The organism is Aquiflexum gelatinilyticum, assembly GCF_024813435.1.
Lineage (GTDB): Bacteria > Bacteroidota > Bacteroidia > Cytophagales > Cyclobacteriaceae > Cognataquiflexum > Cognataquiflexum gelatinilyticum.
In genome coordinates this window covers 1-18,074 of record NZ_JANAEZ010000015.1, presented here as the reverse complement: position 1 = coordinate 18,074, position 18,074 = coordinate 1, and the positions used below count along the sequence as shown (strand labels likewise).

Here is an 18,074-nt window from a genome sequence, read left to right as displayed (position 1 = left end):
GGCAGTATGAAGAAATATCTCACATTGATAGTCATTGCCATTTCAATGGTTACCGTTATCTCGGGTTTGACCCAGGTCTTCATGCCGGCAACTGTCCTGAAAATAATCGGTGCTGACATCACTGATTCTACAAACCATCTTTTTGGCATTGTGGGAATGTTTATGGCCTTATTTGGAGGGATGTTGATCCATAACATTTATAGTATCCATCCCAGTAAAGTGGTGGTTGTGTGGTGTGCTTTGCAAAAATTGGGGGCTTTCGTAGCAGTGAGTTTAGGAGTTATGAGCGGACTATTTTCATGGATGGCTTTGAGTGTGGCTATATTTGATCTGTTTTCTGGGCTTTTGTTTTTGTATTACATGAAAACACTTCCATCAGAATGAAAAGGGCAAGCTATTTCTTTTTCTATACCTACATAGGTTTGGTAGTTGTTGCCGGGTTTTGGGGTGCATTTATAAATCCTGTTTGGGATTTTGCCAATTTATTTAAGTTTCAGATCAACGAATTGGATGATTTTGAAAGGATTAATATTTTGAGTCAATACCGGTTTTTGAGAGGTTTGGAACTGGGTTTTGGGATTTTTTCCCTGACTTTCTTCAAAGAGATTTTTTCCGAAATTAAATTCAACAGGGTTTTCCTGAGCATAATGGGATTGGGGATATTGGCCAGAATAGCTTCTTGGATTTGGGATGGAAATCCAGGGTCCTTGACAAAATTCTTCATGTTTTATGAAGCCCTGGGCTGGGTCATGATTTTTATTTATTCAAAGTCAACAATCGGAAAATATGACTGATCCCAAACCACCTACCCAAAATCCGAAGAAGTCACTCGTCCTGGCCGGTGGAGGAATGCGGGTTGCTTATCAGGCTGGTGTCTTGGTAGCTTTGGAAGAAGAGGGTATAAGTTTCGATCATGTGGACGGCACCTCGGGCGGAATATTCAACACAGGAATGCTCGCTTCAGGATGGAAACCCAAGGAGATTGCTGAGAAATGGAGATCGCTCAACCTCTCAGGATTCATGTCTGCCGGAAGTGCCAAAAGCTATCTCAAACCATTTAAGATGCAGGGATTTGCGGATGCAGACAACATTAGAAAAAAAGTATTTCCCCAACTGGGGATGTCCATTCCAAAAATAAACAAACAGAAAAAATTTGCCGCAACATTCAACGTCTGCAATTTTTCAACAAAATCTGTGGAAGCCATTCCTTCGGATTCTGTGACTGAAGACCATTTGATTGCAGGCGTTTCCTTGCCAATATTTATGCCTGCTATCCGGATTCAGGATACTTGGTATACCGATGCAGTCTGGATCAAAGATGCCAACCTGATGGAAGCTGTCAAACAGGGTTCCAAGGAACTTTGGTTGGTTTGGGCAATTGGAAACAGCCCAACTTACCTTGGCGGAGCCTTCAACCAATATGTGCACATGATCGAAATGAGTGCTAACGGAGCACTTTTGGAAGAATACAATCAAATAAAATTAACCAATGAAATTGGAGCGATAGGGAAGTCAGAATTTGAACCCATCAAACTTTTTGTAATAAAACCCCCAATCGCACTTCCCCTTGATCCTGACTTTTTCTTTAACAAGGTGAATGCAAAGGAACTCATCAATATGGGTTATGCACTTGCCAAAAAATACCTTTCTTCTATACCTCCAAAAGGTGAATTCTTGGAAGCAGACACTACGAAAAACCGGGAGCCCGAATTTCTGTACAGTTTTAGGGCTTCTTTTCGAGGAAAATCGAAGAGTCCAATGAAATCCCAGAAACTGGAATATTCCCTGTACTTCAGGTTTGCTGAATTTCGTGAACACCATGAATTGGAAGTTTATTCAAGTTTGAAATTAGAAGATATTCATGATGAAATATCTTGCTTTGATCACCAGACAGAAATTACCAACACATCCAAAGGAAGAAAATTGGAAATCCAAACTTCCCTTATTTTGGAAGGAAAAGTACATAAGATTATCGTTGCCACAGTTTTGACAAATCCGCTTGAAATCCTTATGGGATTGAATTTTAAGGATTTAACATTTAAAATGTGGGATGAAAATGGTAATTTAATAACTGAAACAATACTTTACCAATCGATTTTGGATCGGTTAAAGGCTGTCTATTTCAGCAGTCTAAAGTCAACTCTAAACAAAAGCATAGGGATAAGGAAGCGTTTTTCAACTTTAAAAAATTTAATAAACTATGGAATTTGAAAAAAAGCCAATGGTCGACTGGTACGACCCCAAGCAACTTGCTGCTACCGGCATCAAAACCGTTGTTTCAACCGTATTTGGGAATTTTGCCGATAGGAGAGAAATGCAGGCTGCTTTAGATCCCGGAAGGGGATTCTATGATTATTCAGAAAGAACAGACATTTGGCTGGATTATATTTCTGATTTGGGCGATGGATTCAATGCTACTTATTCAGTCGCACACTTGTTGGCCAAAGACCAATTGGAATTAGGAGGAATACAAACCAAAAGAGGGAATATTTTGATCATGGGTGGGGATGAAGTGTATCCCACACCCGAGATGGAGGAATACCGAAACAGGCTACAGGGTCCTTACCATGCTGCTTTTCCAAAAAACAATGCAGATCCCGACCCACCCGGACTTTTTGTAATCCCCGGCAACCATGATTGGTATGATGGGCTGACCAATTTTTTGAAAGTATTCTGCCAAAACCGTTCTCTAGGAAACTGGAGAACCAAGCAAAGCAGAAGTTATTTTGCAGTCAAACTTCCGAACAATTATTGGCTGATCGGAATCGATATCCAACTGAATGCCGACATTGATGTTCCCCAGCTCAATTACTTTCAAAATCTGGCAGAAAAAGAATTAAAGGCTAAGGATAAAATCATTCTAGCCACCGCTGAACCTGCTTGGGTATATGAATCTTTTGATGAATCCAACAGTTCAAACAAACGCCTAAAGTTCTTTATTAACAGGATTTTAAAAGGGGAAACTGAGGATAAAACTGACCCCGAATGTTACTACAGGGGAAAAAATCAAGACATCGAAATCACCACAATTCTGACAGGAGATCTTCACCATTATTCCCGGTATGAGGAAAAGGTTGGGCCAAAGGAAACACGACAACTTATTACGGCCGGAGGGGGAGGTGCATTCATGCATACCACCCATAGCCTCAAAGAAAAGATAAACCCAAGTGAGGGTTTTGACGCATCTTTCAAAAAAGCCTTTCCTTCCAAAAACGAGTCACTGAGTCTCAACAATAAAAACCTCCTATTTTTTATCCACGGTCCTTGGATGGTTTTGATTTTGGGATTGGTACATGCACTTTCTTTTTATTTCCTCCTGATTGGAGGCATTCAGACAGAGAATTTTTATATCACCAATTCCAATCCCTCAGGATCGGCGCTTGATCTTTTTGACATTGCGATATTGACACCATCGGTGATTTTATTGAACCTGACTTTTTGTTTGGGTATATACATGTTCACTGATTTTAAATCCGGAAACCATAAGGCAGCCAATAAAATCACCGGTGCTGTGCATGGATTGTCCCACATTTTGGTGTTTTATCTTTGCTTGGTTTATTTACCAATTTTTAATGCAGCCAATCTTGCTGGTTTACCTTTTCAGGGTTTGATTTTATTTATTGAAATGTGGGTCATAGGAGGCTTATTAAGCGGCTTTATTTTTGGAATTTACCTCTGGTTCAGTTCAAGGTTTCTCAACAACCACATTACCGAAGCTTCTTCTTCATTCAAGGGAGAGGATTTTAAAAATTTCATCAGGATCCATATTTCTGCAAAAGAAACGACCATATATCCAATAGGTATCAGGAATGCTGTCAAAAACTGGAAAAATGTCGGAAATGAAAAGAATCCCCGCTTTGAAGGGGATGAAATAAAATATGAATTGATTGAAGAGCCTATCCAAATCCCACACTAACTATGAAAAAACTATCCAAACCACTTTCTGACCTGAAAAGCCATTATGATTTTATCGTAATCGGTTCAGGATACGGGGGAAGTATTGCTGCATCACGGATGTCCCGCTTAGGCAAATCTGTATGTCTTTTTGAAAAAGGAAAGGAATTTTTACCCGGTCAGTTTCCTGATTCTTTGGCTGAAGCCACAAAGGAAATGACCTTGAACGTTGGCAAAGAGCATAAGGAAAAAAATGGACTATATGAATTTACAATTGGAGAAGGAATCTCTGTGCTCAAAGGATGTGGACTCGGAGGTACTTCGCTGATCAACGCCAATGTGTCCATCAAACCGGATCCAAGAGTAATGGACCAACCTGAGTGGCCAAGTGCCATTAGAGATAATTTACCCACATTTTATGAAGGATTAGATAAAGCTTGGGAAATGTTAAAACCCAATCCTTATCCCGAAAATAAAAATGGATATCCTGTTTTGAACAAGACCCAAGGAATGCGAAAATCTGCAGAAAGAATGGCAGAAGAATTCAGACTCTTGGATATCAATGTCACTTTTGAAAACAAAAACGACAACCATGTCGGAATATCCCAGCCGAAATGTACTAATTGTGGTGATTGTGTGACCGGCTGTAATGTTGGTGCCAAAAACACCACAGCAATGAATTACCTTCCGGATGCATTTAATCACGGTGCAGAAATATTCACAGAAATCAATGTCCGCCATATTGAAAAAACCGAAAACGGATGGAGGGTATTTTTCAATCCAATGTCAACAGGTAGGGAAGTTTTCGATGCTCCTGAAATGTTTATTGAAGCCGAAAATGTTATCCTGGGAGCAGGTTCATTGGGTTCAACTGAAATATTGCTTAGATCAGCCAAAAAAGGGCTTTCTATCTCAGATTTCATTGGAAAAAGATTTACGGGAAATGGAGATGTTCTTGGTTTTGGCTATAACAATGATGTTGCCATTAATGGGATCGGACTAGGAAAAAAAGCGACAGACAAAATTGCAAACGTAGGACCTTGCATCACCAGTGTGATTGACATGAGAAACAGGCCAAAAATGGAAGATGGAATGACTTTGGAAGAAGGATCTGTTCCGGGACCTATCAGAGGATTGATGGCAGGAATGTTGGTTACCACTTCCCGTTTATTCGGAAAAAATACAGATAGGGGTTGGGGAGATTTTTTCAAAGAGAAAATCAGGGAAATTACCAGCTTGATCAGGGGTCCGTTTTATGGTGCCGTCAACCATACCCAGATTTACCTGGTTATGACACATGATGATGGTAATGGGGAAATGGCTTTGGAAAAAGACAATCTTCGGATCAAATGGAAAGGGGTCGGAAAGCAGGAAATCTTCAAAAAGGTTTCAGGAGAGCTCTACAGCGCAACCGAAGCCCTTGGAGGGAGTCAGATTCCAAATCCAACATGGAACAAAATGATGGATTACGATTTGGTGACTGTGCACCCCTTAGGAGGCTGCAATATGGGAGATGATGCCACCAAAGGAGTGGTAGACCATAAAGGCCAGGTTTTTTCAGGCAAATCAGGGACAGCTTTACATAAAGGTTTATATGTCATGGATGGTGCGGTAATTCCCAGACCTGTTGGAACAAATCCTTTATTGACCATCAGCGCATTGGCCGAGAGAAGTTGTAAAATCATCGCTGAAGAACTTGAAACAAAGGTGAATTATAGTTGGAAGCTTATTCCTGAAAAGGACTCCTTTCCAAACTTAAAACCCGGAGTCCAATTTACTGAGTCCATGAAAGGTTATTTCTCTTTAGAAGAAACCGATGATTATGAAAAGGGATTTGACAAAGGAAAGGCAGCAAATTCTCCATTTGAGTTCACTTTAACCATCAAATCTGAGGATGTGGATTCATTTGTTGAAGTAGCGACCCATGAGGCTGGGATGTTCGGCACCATGCTTGCACCCGCCTTATCCAAGTTTCCCTTCACTGCTGTCAATGGCACTTTCAATTTATTTATTGAACACAGCCAAGATCCTAATAGAAAAAAAATGATTTACAACACCCTCTTGTTGAGCCAAGAAGGCAATAAATACTATTTCATGGGATTCAAGGAGGTATTCAATGACAAAGGTTTTGACGTTTGGAAAGACACTACCACTTTATTTATTACACTGCATGAAGGAGATTCAAGCTCAGGAAAAGTAATTGGAAAAGGAAAGCTGATCATTGAGCCGACTGATTTTGCAAAGCAACTGACTACGATGAAGGCCTTGAACACCACCAACAAAATGGAAGAACTGAAAGCGATTGGGACCTTTGGAAAGTTCTTTGCAGGAAATGTCTTTGAAACTTATTTCAAAAAATTGGGAAAATAGGGGAGATCAGGGTCTTCCGACAGATTCTCTCAAGGAGGTCAACCAAGTAGGGGTTGCCCTCCTTTCTTTTAACTTGGCCTTTACCCACCTGTTTGCTTTTTCCAAAGCTCCTTTGTTTTGATATTCTGATCTTTCTCTAAGCAGGAGCTTAATAAACATATCCAATTCTTTAGATTGAATTTCAGAAAACAGCGAATCTTTCTTAATTAAAGTATTATCAAATCCTCTGTCTTTCTTTAGAATCGAATAATTGGCTCCAACTTTTAGATATCCTTTTGAAAGCAATGATTCTTTGGCTTTTGGAATCAATAGATCAAGGTATTTATCAGGGAATACAAGATTTAAACTTTCATCAAGATACAAGTCCCAATAGGTTAATGAATCTTTCAAAGCTAAATTTCTTGCTTTTGGATTTGCAAAATCAATGATTTCGGTGCTTTCAATAAAGTCATCAATCAGCAGATGATTATAAGTAATTGGATATAATTTAAAAGTCAATTCTGGATTTGCATCTATTGGGTTTTTGACTAAAGTTAAGATTACTTCTCTGTCATTTATTTTATTATAATTCAATACTTTATGTTCATGCATAAAAGTAGAATCTACCTCAGCGACCTGCATTGAAACAGTGTCAATTTCACCAACGACAAGGTTGTCCCTTAGGAGGCTTTGCAAACTTAAATTGAAAGCATTCATATATTCAGAAGGATCGTTGTACCAAAAATATATGGGAGAGGGTACCGATTTGGAAAAATAGTGAATACTGCCTTCAAACGGCCAATCCAGCCTCAGGGTTGCCAATAAGGCCATTTCACTTTCGTCCAAAACCCCATCTGCAGTAATCTGAAGGATGTCTTTGGAAAAATAGCCGTAATTTGTCGAGGTTCCCAACATAGGGAGTCTTTGAAGTCTTGAAACCGAAAAAGCGATATTCTTCTTTTTTTGCTCTACGGTCCTAATAAGTTTGCTGTCCTGTTTCATAGCGAGTTCCAAGGAATCCAATACTGCAAATTCCATTTTGAGCAAAGAATCTATCAAGCTAAGTTCAAATCCACTGACTGCCTCATCCGATTCAATCTGAGCGACCATCTGCGAAATTTTATCATGGTGAAAAACCACTTTTTTGACATCCTTTCCGGTAATCAGTGAAAATAGGTTTTTGAGGGTTTCGGCACCTTGTATTTCGGCATTTTTGAGAATTTCAGCCCGGTGAGCAAATGCCATCAGTTTTTCAATGCAATATTCTTTTACTTTTTTGGCATCCTTAAAATCCACTTTGCCATTGTAATCCAGAATTTCAAACCCAGGTATTCCTTTTTCGGGAATAAACCAAGGATTGATATCCGCATCAAGTATGCTTGGTGCCAAACCAAAAATGTGAACTTCAGCCAAGTCATCATAAATCACAATAGCAGAAGGATCCAAATCGGTAAAATCAAAGCCAGCCTTGACCCAACCTCTTCCCACCATGGCGAGTTTTTTCCTTGTTTCTTTTCTACTGAAATCAGCCAGTTTATTTTCATAATAAAAATCCATGAAATCCACCGAAGGAAGTGAATCATTGGGTGGTGGTACTTCCTGATACATCAGAAACAAGGCTTCTTCTTTGTTTCTGGTGCTTGGATTCCACTTTTCATCTTTTTTCTTTTTGGTTTTTATCCGGTACAAGTATTCCAACATGTCTTCATAAAGTGGGTCTAAAGCCACATCATCAAGATATCCATGGAAGTTAAGCTTGTCCATGATATTCCTGCTGTCAACTTCATGCCGGATAATTCTCCGCCAATTATTGACAGGAGTCATTTTTTTGTATTCCTCATCCCGCTCATCTTTTGAAAGTCCTTGGAAGTTCTTAAGGTTTTTGAGTGCAGAACGGATGTCTTGATATAAAATCTCGCCTCGAGTTTGGATATTTTCATCTTCTATCAAATTCAGTCTTGCCTCATCAATGGAAGAAATCACTTCTCCATAATATTCAGCTGTCACCAATTGACCTATCTGCCTTACCTCAGTCACCATATTGGTAGTTTCATTCAATTTCAGCCCACCTTCAAAAATTCCAAAAGGATTCCATATAAAAAGTCCAACCACAATCGCCAAAACGATGAGGATGTCCAAAAGAAACTTCCAGTTTTTGAGGAATAGGCCTATCATTGTTCTACGATTGTTTCAGTATCCACCAATAAATTGACTTTTGAAATGATCAGGTCATCACTTTTGAAGCTGATATAAATTTCATCATACCCTAATGAAGACAACAGTATTTGAAACAACTGCCGGGTATTGTTTTGTGTGGTACGGACAATTCCCATATAGCGCAGGTTTTCACGGATATCCAATTCGGCGAGTCTGAAAAATTCCTCCTGATCCCTGATATCAATCTTATTCAAGAAAACTTTGGGGTCAGAAATCAAAGAATCTTCCACAAAACTTGAAGGAGGATAGGAGAAGTTGATAACCTCAATAGGAGGGAGTTCCAAGTGGATTTTGGTATCCTCAATCCTGATATCAGCTTCCTTGATTTTGCTAAGATCGATACCGGCTTTCACCCTTGCTTTGGAATAGGCCATAAAGCTAGCTTCACTGATTTTCAAAAGAGCAAGTTTCTTGGTTTTGGTACCAAAAACGATTTTGTCTATCACGAATTCGGTTGTGGCTAAATCCGAAGCATTTTGGATTTTTCCCACCACCAGAGCCCTTTCGTTTTTTTTACAGGAAAATAATAGAACAGTCAATATCATCACTGCCAAAAAAGAGTTCCTGCTAAAAATTGTTTCAGAGGTCCTCATGATTGCATTTTTTTAAATTTTTCGAAGGCTGTCTGAAGCTTTATGTCATATTTATTGACTTTATAGCCGCTGCCGTTATAACCATAAGCAAAGCTAGCCCAATCATAATTCCCGGATTTTTCTTCTGAAATGAAATTTATCAAAGGGGTTCCTTTTAGTTTTTTGGTCTTGATAAATTCCAAAAAGTCCATGAAATGGAATTTCTCATGCTCATGCTGTTTTTCCTCAAAATCTTTGTAGTCCTTGTATTTTCTACCTTTGATATTGTGGTTAAGGTTTTCTCCAAGAATCTGGAACAGTCCCCATGAGGCAGAAAAAACTGCAATTTCAGGATCTATTTTTCTTGCGCGATCAAGCCGGTCATACTCTGCAACTCCTCCTTTATAATGTTGCCTGGTCCAGCTTTTGTACAGGATATCCTCATTGCTTTTTTGAAGCTTTAGGATTTCCTCTTCAGGCATTTTCCTGATACTGCTTAGGAGTTTCCACATCAAATGTCCCTCAAAAAGAATCTTTGCCCTTCCATCACTGAGATGCCCACGTCCGGAGGATTCCACAGAGATTACTGATTTAACCACAGGTAGGGAAAGAATAATGTTATCTTTTTCAGCGAGATTTTCAAGCACTTCTTTGATTTCCTCATCATTGAGAATTTTACTGTTGATATTGTCCATGATCTGGACAAAAGCAAAATTACTTGCCACAGGTAGTTGTTCTCCCCTTGATTCTAAAAGTGCATTTTTAAGGTTTGTTATGGGGGAACCTGAAGCGGGAGGCTGTTGCATGTCTCCCACGGTTTCTTCGCCTTCCATAAATTCCCTGTCATCATCACCCAATGAATCGTCCTGTTCCAAACTCGGTGGCGGTGTCCCCGCACTTGGTATGATTCCTTCAGGAAGATCTGATGATGGCAGTGGAGAGGCGGGAGGGGTAGTCCCGTCAGCCTGTTGATTGGGATTTCTCCACCTTTCTCTAAAGTATTTCAATGATTTGTCCCCAAAATAAAAGGCAATCATCATTAAGAATGCTGTTTCAAAAAATTCAAATTGTTGGATTCTCAGTGCAATCAAATCACTGCTTAGCTCCTCCGATCCCATACTGCTGATCAACAAAGAAATGCCCCCAAACAACAAAGTAAACGCGATCATACCCCTTACAGTGCCGGGAGGCAATCCAAAAGTCTGACTTCTATAGGGATTGTATAAAGGTTCACGAACTCCGCTAGCCGGTAAATCGATCCCAAATTCCCGGGCATCTCTCTTTGCTTCAGCTATTTTCTGCCATTCCCCATCAGTTATTCCAAAATTGATATTGTAATGATAGACAGACCATACGAAATAGATCATAAAAACGGCAATCCATATCACAATTATCAGCAATCCAACGATGGAAAAGAGGTTTTTCTTTTCGATATACATCAGTATGCTGTAAAAAATGGTAATCAAAACCAGCGTTACCGCAAATATGATGGTCCCTTTGAAAAACACATCATGGTACTTATTGACATAGTAGGAACTGATCTGCTCCTCAGTTTTAAAATACCTGATCAAGATCCCATAGATAAGGCCCACAGCAATGATAGCCGGAATAGTCAATGCAAGGACTACATCTTTTTCTTCTGTATAAAAATTTCTGATCAAAAACCCAATGGCAACTGCCATCAAAATGGTAGCTGCAATCTTAATGATCAGCTGGTAAAAGGCGCTCTGTTTTTTCATATTGGTGATAGTTTACTTCTTTCAAACCAGTCCTCGTTTAATATCTGAATAGTGACAGGCTCATTGGATTTGAGCAGGGCACTGATAGTTTTATAAAATCTTTCGTATGCGTTTCGTGAATATTGAAGTGACTTTGATGTTCCTGCCGAAACCCCGTCAGCAATCAGAATACAGCCATCTGTGTTCTCGTGGGTATTTCCGACGTGGATATAGACATTTTGAAAATTAGGGATATCCTTGATCTCAAGGTGATAATCAAACCAATCTCCATAGATCCTTCTATATTTCTTGGTGAGGTCAGTTTCTATCCTGTAAAAATCAATGGGGAAAACGCCGGCAGGGATTCTTGTCTTTTTGGCGACTTTCACTTCATTATAGGTATCTTCAAGGGTATAAGCGAAAAATTTATTTCTCAAAAAAATCAAACCTAGGGTGGTTTCTCCATCATCCAAATACCTCAAGATGGTAAGCGTACAACTTCCCAATGCTGTACCGGTATCTGATTTTGAGTTCTCCAACCTGAATTCCAAGTCTTTGATTTTCTGCTCTAATTGGCTGATTTCAGAGTTTTTTTCAACGACTGGAAATATGGGATTCAAAACAGCTACAGGTTTGATTGGGTCGGATGGGGTAGCTTCTTTGGTTTTTTCTTTTGAAAAAGTAAATGCAGAGGAAAGACTTTTGTATCCTTTTTCAATCAATACCACCACATAACCAATGAATCCTATAAGATAGAGCCATATTTTACTCAGCAAATCAGGGTTGGTCACAAAGACTAAAACCATGACGGCAAGGAATGCAATGACTAAAAGTGCAGCAATATTTTTCATGAACAATTCAAAAGATTAGATCCTGAACAAACTCGATGTAATCAAAAAAGCAAACAAATAATTTTAAAATTTATATAATTACCTATTAATAATCAAGTAAATACTGCTTTTTCATGCATATTTGATCAAACTACCTTCGGTTTAATAAAGTGTACAATCTGATTCAAAAAAGATTTGATTGAAGGATTGAGAACCAAATCAAAAGATCATGTTTTTCGCATCCACTTAAATCAGAAAAATACATTCTATCACTTTCAGTTCAAAAAAGGGGCTGATTTCCCTTAAAACCTGAGAGTATTTGATTAAATTTTGTGGTTAAACAATCATTATTTAAAAATGGCAAACTATAACCTACGAATTAACGGAAACGATTACAACGTGGAAGTTGAAGACGACACACCACTACTGTGGGTGTTGAGGGATCATATCGGCTTGGTAGGAACCAAATATTCCTGCGGAATAGCCCAATGCGGCGCCTGTACGGTCCATGTAAACGGTGAAGCGGCCTTTTCCTGTACCTTGCCGGTTTCCAGTATCGGATCTGACGAAATCACTACCATTGAAGGACTTTCCTCAGAAGGTGACCATCCAGTCCAAAAAGCTTGGGATGAGGTGGATACTGCCCAATGCGGTTATTGTCAAGCCGGTCAGATCATGACTGCAGCAGCATTTTTGAGAAAAAACCCAAAACCAACCATGGAGGAAATCGAAAATGCGATGAACAGAAATCTGTGCAGATGTGGCACTTACCATAAAATTCGTGAAGCAGTAGCATTAGCAGCAAAACTTAAATAATCATGGCAAATCTAACTAAAACAAATAGAAGGGATTTCCTCAAAATAGCAGCCACTGCTTCCGGGGGATTGTTTATCGGTTTCTATTGGTCAGGATGCGATTCTCCCAAGATGAAGGTTTTGACCAATGAAGAGATACTTCTCAACGCACATAATTTCAACAGCTATCTTTCCATTTCTCCCACGGGTGATGTGGTGATTTATTCCCCTAACCCGGAATTAGGACAAAATATCCTGACTTCATTTCCAATGGTGGTAACAGAAGAATTGGATGCAGATTGGCAGAAAGTAAGGGTTATCCAAGCCAATTTGGATGTTGAAAAATATGAAAGACAACTGACCGGTGGATCCGGTGCCATGCCGCATTCTTGGGAAAGGCTCCGAAAAGCAGGGGCTACTGCGAGACATCTTTTGGTAGCAGCAGCTGCTACAAAAATGAATGTCGATGCAAGTACCCTTTCGACTTCCAATGGAGAAGTAATCCACAAGGAGAGCGGTAAAAAAATGGGTTATGGTGAATTGGTCACCGATGCATCCAAATTGACTGCCCCCGAGGAAGTCGCTTTAAAAGATCCAAAAGATTTTAAAATCATTGGCACGCCTGTCAAAAACGTGGAAAACAAAAACATGTTTACAGGTAAGCCGCTTTATGGGCTTGATTTTTATAGGGAAGGTATGCTACATGCCATGATACAAAGGCCTCCATTTGGCATGAAAATCAAATCCGTGGACGATGCCGCCGCAAGGGCAATCTCAGGTGTGACAGATGTGGTTACGTTCAAAAACAATGTGGCTGTAGTTGGTAAATCCACTTGGCCACTGATGAAAGCAAAGAAATTACTCAAAATAGAGTATGAACCTGATGGTGTTGTAGAAAGTACTTTTGACCATGACAGGCTATTTGCAGAATTGCTAAACGGTAAAACAGCAGAAGTCAAAAGAAAAGATGGAGATGTGGATTCAGCATTTAAAAATGCCGCTCAGGTTATCACCAGTGAATACCAATGTCCATTCCTTTCTCACTCTCCCATGGAACCGCAAAACTTCTTTGCGCATGTTCAGGGAGACAAAGTGGAATTGGTAGGTCCCACACAGACGCCGGACAGGGCAAGAAATGATACAGCTCAGTTGTTGGGCATTCCGCCTGAGAATATCACTGTCCAAATCACCAGATTAGGTGGAGGTTTTGGTAGACGACTGAGGGCTGACTTCGTGGTCGAGGCCGCTGAATTGTCCAAAATGATGAATGCCCCTATCAAATTAACCTGGAGTAGGGAAGATGACATGACCGGCGGAGCTTATCGACCAGCTGTAAGGTACAGGTTCCAAGCTGCTTTGGATGAAAGTGGCAACATGATAGGATATAAGTTAAGGGGAGTCGGAATCAATGCTGGTAATTCCACTAGAGAGAATAATTTCCCTTCAGGGGCAGTAGAGAATGTGCTGATCGAATCAATAGACCATAAGTCAGCCATCACTACCAATGCATGGCGAGCACCGATTACCAATTTCTTGGCCTATGCAGAGCAGTCATTCTTAGACGAAGTGGCTTTGGCAGCCAAAAAAGATCCTGTCCAATTCAGATTGGATTTGTTGGCCAAAGCCAAAGCTTCGCCTGTGGGTGAATTGCAATATGATGTGGACAGAATGATCGGGGTAATAAAGCTTGCTGCTGAAAAATCAAATTGGGGCAAAGATGCCAATGTCATGCAAGGTTTTAGCGTATATTATTCCCATAGATCGTATGTCGCTCAGGTGGCAAACATCGAAATGGAAAATAACCAACCTGTTTTGAAGAAAATCGTAGCAGCCACAGATTGTGGTATCGTCGTGAACCCAACCGGTGCGAATCATCAGGTGCGGGGCGGTATCGTAGATGGTATGGGTCATGCCATGTATGGAAACCTGACTTTTGAAAACGGATTGCCGAAGCAGAAAAACTTTGACACTTACCGTTTGATCAGGATGAAAGAAGTTCCTGAAATCGACGTCCACTATATCCAAAACGGCATCGATCCAACAGGATTAGGCGAACCGGCTTTGCCGCCAACAGGTGGTGCAGTGGCCAATGCGATCTTCAAAGCGACCGGTAGAAGACTTAGGAGTCAGCCGTTCATTGAGCAAAAAGAATTCTCAGATATCAAATTACAGATTAAAAGAGCTTAAAAACAGCAAGGTAATTGTGCAGGCCCACCGTAGGAAGGATATTCCCGGTGGGCTTTTTTTTAAATCTCATCCTTTTTCACAACTTAGGAAAAGACATTTTTGACCGTTAAACTATTTTTCTTTAATCATTTACCTTTCTCCCAAAAATCTTCGATTAAATAGAAAACAGGCAGACCAAAAACTCGAAAAGTCACCATTAGCATGGAATTCTGAACTTTTCTATCTAATTTAGTGTACCATAATGTGTACACATAATTTAATATCATGTTAGTAATAAGCACTAGAGAATTCCGACAAAATCTCAAAAAATATTTAGATCTGATCGATAAGAATGAGAGAGTGATCATTCAGAGAGGAAAAGGCAAGGTCTATGAAATTTCAAACGAAGTAAAAAATGATCGATTCTTTGATAACCCTGCCGTTCAGGAACGATTGGCCAAAAGCATTCAGTCCTATTCAGAGGGAAAAACGGTGAAGTTGTCTGATGAGCAATTGAAGGATCTCCTCGGTATATGACTTTTGAGATAGAATTTACAGTTGAGGCTTTGGAGGATATTCAGAAGCTGAAGAAAACAGGAAATCAGGCGATTTTAAAGAAGTTTTTCTCTTTAATTCAGGAATTAAAAGAACATCCTGAAACAGGTACAGGAAAACCGGAAAAGCTCAAACATTTACAGCAGAATACTTGGTCAAGAAGGATAGATAAAAAGCACAGGCTCGTTTATTTGATTGATGGGACTAAAATCGTGGTGACTATTTTAGGAGCCTATGGCCATTATGGTGATAAGTAAAATTCTTTCAAAAATTGAAAATTAAGGGAAGCGTTTGATAAAGTCATTTGCAATCTGATTTGAGAGCCTATCAAGGCTTTTGGTTCAGAAAAGACAAAAAAATGAGATAGGGAGCTTTTTTTATTTTGTTATCGTCCATTCCGCGCCTTGTTTAATCGAAAGGTGTAAACCGCAATTTGCCAATGAATCCAAACCTTTTTGCTTAGTGGAATTTGTAATTCATTTTACTAAGAATTACCTTTCGTTTGGGTGTCTGGTTGAATCCAATTACAAATTATTATTGATAAAAGGGTGGAATTATAAATCCCACCCAGGTGAAGTAGTCAAAGCAAAGAAACAAGAATTTAGAAGGATTTCTGAACAAGACCTACGAAAAATGTTCTTCTTGTTTAAGATTTTGATTGAGAAAACAGATAGTTATGAGACTTATATCCTTTATTTCAATACTTGTTTTCATTGCAGGGTGTAAATGGAAAAATGAAACAGGTAACACTCGTGGTTTAATACTTGATTCATTAGTAAACCAAGATTCAATACCTAATAAAATTGATGAAAATTTTGAAATGTTTATTAGTCAATTCAATCAAGATTCAGTTTTCCAATTTTCAAGAGTGCACTTCCCGGTTACAATCAAATCTTATGATACCGGTTCTTTTTCTTATGTGGAAAGAGAAATGTCAATTGATGAGTGGGATTTTGTAAAAGTTCTTGAAATCGATGATATTAAGCATGAAATTACACCAGTAAGTAGTGTTGAAGTTCGACTTGAATTCTTCAAAGAGGATACAGGAATTGGTGTTACCTACATTTTCAAAAAGCTTCTATCAAAATGGTTATTGGTAGAAATCGTAGACCATAGCATATAACCAAAAACCGAAACTACTTAGTTTAACTTTGAGATTTCGGAGGTTATCAATTCTTATTTCCTCGCCGTCCTCACCTAGGTGAGTGGAATTACAAATCTCAACCAGTCCGAGCAGCAGACGTTTAACTACCCCCAAGATGGCTTTTTTATTTAAATCTCATCCATCTCCCTTTCCGGCCAATAAGGTCCGATCAAGGTAAGGTTTTGGAATAATGGGTCAAATTCAAATTGAATGGGTATTTCATCCCGTTTTTGTTCATGGATATTGAGGCAAGCATTGAAATGGACCAAATCAAATTCTAACATCAACTTACCTTTCAAATCGTTAATAAATTCAATTTCCCCCTTCAACTTCACCTTTTCAGCAACTGCCCCTTCTTTTTTGAAGTAATAGGAAAGAAAAATCCCCAAGTCTCTTTCATTTGTATCCAAAACTTCTTCAATCAGGATTTCAGGATTTTTTGGTTGATCTTGTGGGTTTAGGGAAAATTTCCAGGTTTCTTGCATCTCCAAAATTAATTAATTCTACCATTAATACGGTTTGGTTTGTGGCTTTTGGCTAAAGGTTTTACATTGGAATTTACTTTGCAATTCGATGAAATACCCGATTTATTTGGATTACAATGCCACTACTCCCTGTGCGCCTGAGGTAATTGAAGCGATGTTGCCATGGTTTGGGCAGCACTTCGGCAATGCAGCAAGCAAAAGCCATCCCTATGGTTGGATGGCCGAGGATGCTGTGGAGACCGCCCGGGAACAAGTCGCCAATTTGATAGGTGCAAAACCAAAGGAAATCATTTTTACATCTGGAGCTACGGAAGCCATTAATTTGGCACTAAAAGGGATTTTTGAACATTATATTGGTGAAAAGCAACATTACATCAGCTGCCAAACCGAGCACAAAGCAGTATTGGATACTTTGGATCACCTTCAATCCAAAGGAGCAGAAGTCACTTATCTTCCTGTAAATCAATTTGGTGAGATTAATCTTGAGCAACTGAATTCAAGCATATTGCCACATACCAAAATGATTGCCTTGATGTGGGCCAACAATGAAACCGGGCTTATCCATCAAATGGATCGGATCAAGGAAATTGCAGAAAAAGGAAATATCATTCTCTTTACGGATGCTGTACAAGCGGCAGGGAAAATTCCTTTGGACATCAAAGGAATTCATTTAATGGCGATTTCGGCCCACAAAATGTATGGCCCAAAAGGCGTGGGAGCATTGTATGTCAGACACAATCATCCACTTCCAAAACCATTGGCATTAATGGATGGTGGAGGACACGAAAAGGGATTCCGAAGCGGAACGCTCAATGTACCCGGAATTGTCGGATTTGGAATGGCAGCTGCACTGAGGTCAAAAAATCTGATTGTAGGAGCTAGTCGCTTAGAAAGCCTTCGAAATCTATTAGAAAGCAGGATTTTAGAAATAGATGGAACAACGGTTAATGGGAATCTTCAAAATAGGTTGTCGCATGTTTCGAATATTTCTTTTCGAGGGGTCGAAGGAGTGGAGCTTCTTCAAAGGGTAAACAAAGAAGTTGCAGTAAGTTCAGGTTCGGCATGTACGAGTATTTCGCCTAAACCATCCCATGTTTTGGCGGCAATGGGGATTGAACCCGATTTGGGAAGGGCGTCGATCAGGTTCAGTTTGGGTTTAAATACTACCGAGTCTGAAATTATTTTTGCGGCTGAGTATATCAAAAAAGTGGTGGAAACATTGAGGAAATCTTAGATATCATTTTTGAGTTTGAGGGGAGTGTTCATTAAACTGTGTCATTTCCTTCAAACCGTTCATCAAAGTAAGCAATTAGGTCTTTTCGTATGGAAGGCCAAGCGAATATTGAACCG

General features: G+C 39.5%; 16 protein-coding genes. 11 read left to right on the top strand and 5 right to left on the bottom strand.

Going from position 1 to position 18,074, the window contains the following annotated elements; translation table 11 throughout:
• Positions 1–6 precede the first annotated feature (6 nt).
• The 5 genes from NK987_RS21200 to NK987_RS21180 are packed head-to-tail and all read left to right on the top strand — an operon-like array spanning position 7 to position 6,264.
• The gene (locus tag NK987_RS21200) at positions 7–384 is read left to right on the top strand and encodes a patatin (RefSeq protein WP_259265482.1); all 378 of its coding nucleotides are present in this window, start codon (positions 7–9) and stop codon (positions 382–384) included.
• A complete protein-coding gene (locus tag NK987_RS21195; protein WP_259265481.1) occupies positions 381–794 on the top strand; it encodes a DUF4345 family protein in 414 nt (137 codons plus the stop codon). The genes NK987_RS21200 and NK987_RS21195 overlap by 4 nt, the downstream gene beginning before the upstream one ends.
• The gene (locus tag NK987_RS21190) at positions 787–2,211 is read left to right on the top strand and encodes a patatin-like phospholipase family protein (protein ID WP_259265480.1); all 1,425 of its coding nucleotides are present in this window, start codon (positions 787–789) and stop codon (positions 2,209–2,211) included. Before NK987_RS21195 ends, NK987_RS21190 begins: the two co-directional genes overlap by 8 nt.
• On the top strand, positions 2,201–3,916 hold the full coding sequence (locus NK987_RS21185) for a metallophosphoesterase family protein (RefSeq protein WP_259265479.1): 1,716 nt from the start codon (positions 2,201–2,203) through the stop codon (positions 3,914–3,916). Before NK987_RS21190 ends, NK987_RS21185 begins: the two co-directional genes overlap by 11 nt.
• A gap of 2 nt (positions 3,917–3,918) precedes the next feature.
• Complete coding sequence (locus NK987_RS21180) at positions 3,919–6,264, top strand: GMC family oxidoreductase N-terminal domain-containing protein (protein ID WP_259265478.1); 2,346 nt, start codon at positions 3,919–3,921, stop codon at positions 6,262–6,264.
• Between the two features lie 6 nt (positions 6,265–6,270).
• Here the strand turns inward: NK987_RS21180 and NK987_RS21175 are convergent, their stop codons facing one another.
• Genes NK987_RS21175 through NK987_RS21160 form a run of 4 tightly spaced genes read right to left on the bottom strand, consistent with a single transcriptional unit; the run spans position 6,271 to position 11,601 of the window.
• Positions 6,271–8,418: a hypothetical protein gene (locus tag NK987_RS21175; RefSeq protein ID WP_259265477.1), complete on the bottom strand. Its 2,148-nt coding sequence runs from the start codon at positions 8,416–8,418 to the stop codon at positions 6,271–6,273.
• Positions 8,415–9,053: a DUF4230 domain-containing protein gene (locus tag NK987_RS21170; protein WP_259265476.1), complete on the bottom strand. Its 639-nt coding sequence runs from the start codon at positions 9,051–9,053 to the stop codon at positions 8,415–8,417. Before NK987_RS21170 ends, NK987_RS21175 begins: the two co-directional genes overlap by 4 nt.
• Positions 9,050–10,771, bottom strand: coding sequence for an N-acetylmuramidase family protein (locus NK987_RS21165; protein WP_259265475.1), 1,722 nt, complete (start codon positions 10,769–10,771; stop codon positions 9,050–9,052). Before NK987_RS21165 ends, NK987_RS21170 begins: the two co-directional genes overlap by 4 nt.
• Complete coding sequence (locus NK987_RS21160) at positions 10,768–11,601, bottom strand: DUF5675 family protein (protein ID WP_259265474.1); 834 nt, start codon at positions 11,599–11,601, stop codon at positions 10,768–10,770. The genes NK987_RS21165 and NK987_RS21160 overlap by 4 nt, the downstream gene beginning before the upstream one ends.
• 336 nt (positions 11,602–11,937) lie before the next feature.
• Here NK987_RS21160 and NK987_RS21155 point away from each other — a divergent pair, with 336 nt between their 5' ends.
• The 5 genes from NK987_RS21155 (at position 11,938) to NK987_RS21135 (ending at position 16,218) form a co-directional block, all read left to right on the top strand.
• Positions 11,938–12,396, top strand: a complete 459-nt coding sequence (locus NK987_RS21155) for a (2Fe-2S)-binding protein (protein ID WP_241126574.1) — start codon at positions 11,938–11,940, stop codon at positions 12,394–12,396.
• A gap of 2 nt (positions 12,397–12,398) precedes the next feature.
• Positions 12,399–14,561 carry a xanthine dehydrogenase family protein molybdopterin-binding subunit gene (locus NK987_RS21150; RefSeq protein ID WP_259265473.1) on the top strand — a complete coding sequence of 721 codons (2,163 nt, stop codon included), beginning with the start codon at positions 12,399–12,401 and terminating at the stop codon, positions 14,559–14,561.
• Positions 14,562–14,825: 264 nt separating this feature from the next.
• Complete coding sequence (locus tag NK987_RS21145) at positions 14,826–15,077, top strand: type II toxin-antitoxin system Phd/YefM family antitoxin (RefSeq protein WP_259265472.1); 252 nt, start codon at positions 14,826–14,828, stop codon at positions 15,075–15,077.
• Complete coding sequence (locus tag NK987_RS21140; RefSeq protein ID WP_259265471.1) at positions 15,074–15,352, top strand: Txe/YoeB family addiction module toxin; 279 nt, start codon at positions 15,074–15,076, stop codon at positions 15,350–15,352. The genes NK987_RS21145 and NK987_RS21140 overlap by 4 nt, the downstream gene beginning before the upstream one ends.
• A gap of 419 nt (positions 15,353–15,771) precedes the next feature.
• Positions 15,772–16,218 (top strand): DUF4348 domain-containing protein, encoded by a 447-nt coding sequence (locus tag NK987_RS21135; protein WP_259265470.1) that lies wholly within the window; start codon positions 15,772–15,774, stop codon positions 16,216–16,218.
• A gap of 149 nt (positions 16,219–16,367) precedes the next feature.
• On the opposite strand, the gene NK987_RS21130 is transcribed toward NK987_RS21135, so the two are convergent.
• Positions 16,368–16,724, bottom strand: coding sequence for a hypothetical protein (locus NK987_RS21130; protein WP_259265469.1), 357 nt, complete (start codon positions 16,722–16,724; stop codon positions 16,368–16,370).
• A gap of 88 nt (positions 16,725–16,812) precedes the next feature.
• Here NK987_RS21130 and NK987_RS21125 point away from each other — a divergent pair, with 88 nt between their 5' ends.
• Complete coding sequence (locus tag NK987_RS21125; protein ID WP_259265468.1) at positions 16,813–17,958, top strand: cysteine desulfurase family protein; 1,146 nt, start codon at positions 16,813–16,815, stop codon at positions 17,956–17,958.
• Positions 17,959–18,074 lie beyond the last annotated feature (116 nt).

Coding starts and splice junctions, on each gene's coding strand:
- NK987_RS21175 (WP_259265477.1), bottom strand. CDS start 8,418: ATGATAGGCCTATTCCTCAAAAACTGGAAGTTTCTTTTGGACATCCTC.
- NK987_RS21180 (WP_259265478.1), top strand. CDS start 3,919: ATGAAAAAACTATCCAAACCACTTTCTGACCTGAAAAGCCATTATGAT.
- NK987_RS21155 (WP_241126574.1), top strand. CDS start 11,938: ATGGCAAACTATAACCTACGAATTAACGGAAACGATTACAACGTGGAA.
- NK987_RS21145 (WP_259265472.1), top strand. CDS start 14,826: ATGTTAGTAATAAGCACTAGAGAATTCCGACAAAATCTCAAAAAATAT.
- NK987_RS21190 (WP_259265480.1), top strand. CDS start 787: ATGACTGATCCCAAACCACCTACCCAAAATCCGAAGAAGTCACTCGTC.
- NK987_RS21200 (WP_259265482.1), top strand. CDS start 7: ATGAAGAAATATCTCACATTGATAGTCATTGCCATTTCAATGGTTACC.
- NK987_RS21195 (WP_259265481.1), top strand. CDS start 381: ATGAAAAGGGCAAGCTATTTCTTTTTCTATACCTACATAGGTTTGGTA.
- NK987_RS21160 (WP_259265474.1), bottom strand. CDS start 11,601: ATGAAAAATATTGCTGCACTTTTAGTCATTGCATTCCTTGCCGTCATG.
- NK987_RS21150 (WP_259265473.1), top strand. CDS start 12,399: ATGGCAAATCTAACTAAAACAAATAGAAGGGATTTCCTCAAAATAGCA.
- NK987_RS21165 (WP_259265475.1), bottom strand. CDS start 10,771: ATGAAAAAACAGAGCGCCTTTTACCAGCTGATCATTAAGATTGCAGCT.
- NK987_RS21185 (WP_259265479.1), top strand. CDS start 2,201: ATGGAATTTGAAAAAAAGCCAATGGTCGACTGGTACGACCCCAAGCAA.
- NK987_RS21135 (WP_259265470.1), top strand. CDS start 15,772: ATGAGACTTATATCCTTTATTTCAATACTTGTTTTCATTGCAGGGTGT.
- NK987_RS21125 (WP_259265468.1), top strand. CDS start 16,813: ATGAAATACCCGATTTATTTGGATTACAATGCCACTACTCCCTGTGCG.
- NK987_RS21140 (WP_259265471.1), top strand. CDS start 15,074: ATGACTTTTGAGATAGAATTTACAGTTGAGGCTTTGGAGGATATTCAG.
- NK987_RS21130 (WP_259265469.1), bottom strand. CDS start 16,724: ATGCAAGAAACCTGGAAATTTTCCCTAAACCCACAAGATCAACCAAAA.
- NK987_RS21170 (WP_259265476.1), bottom strand. CDS start 9,053: ATGAGGACCTCTGAAACAATTTTTAGCAGGAACTCTTTTTTGGCAGTG.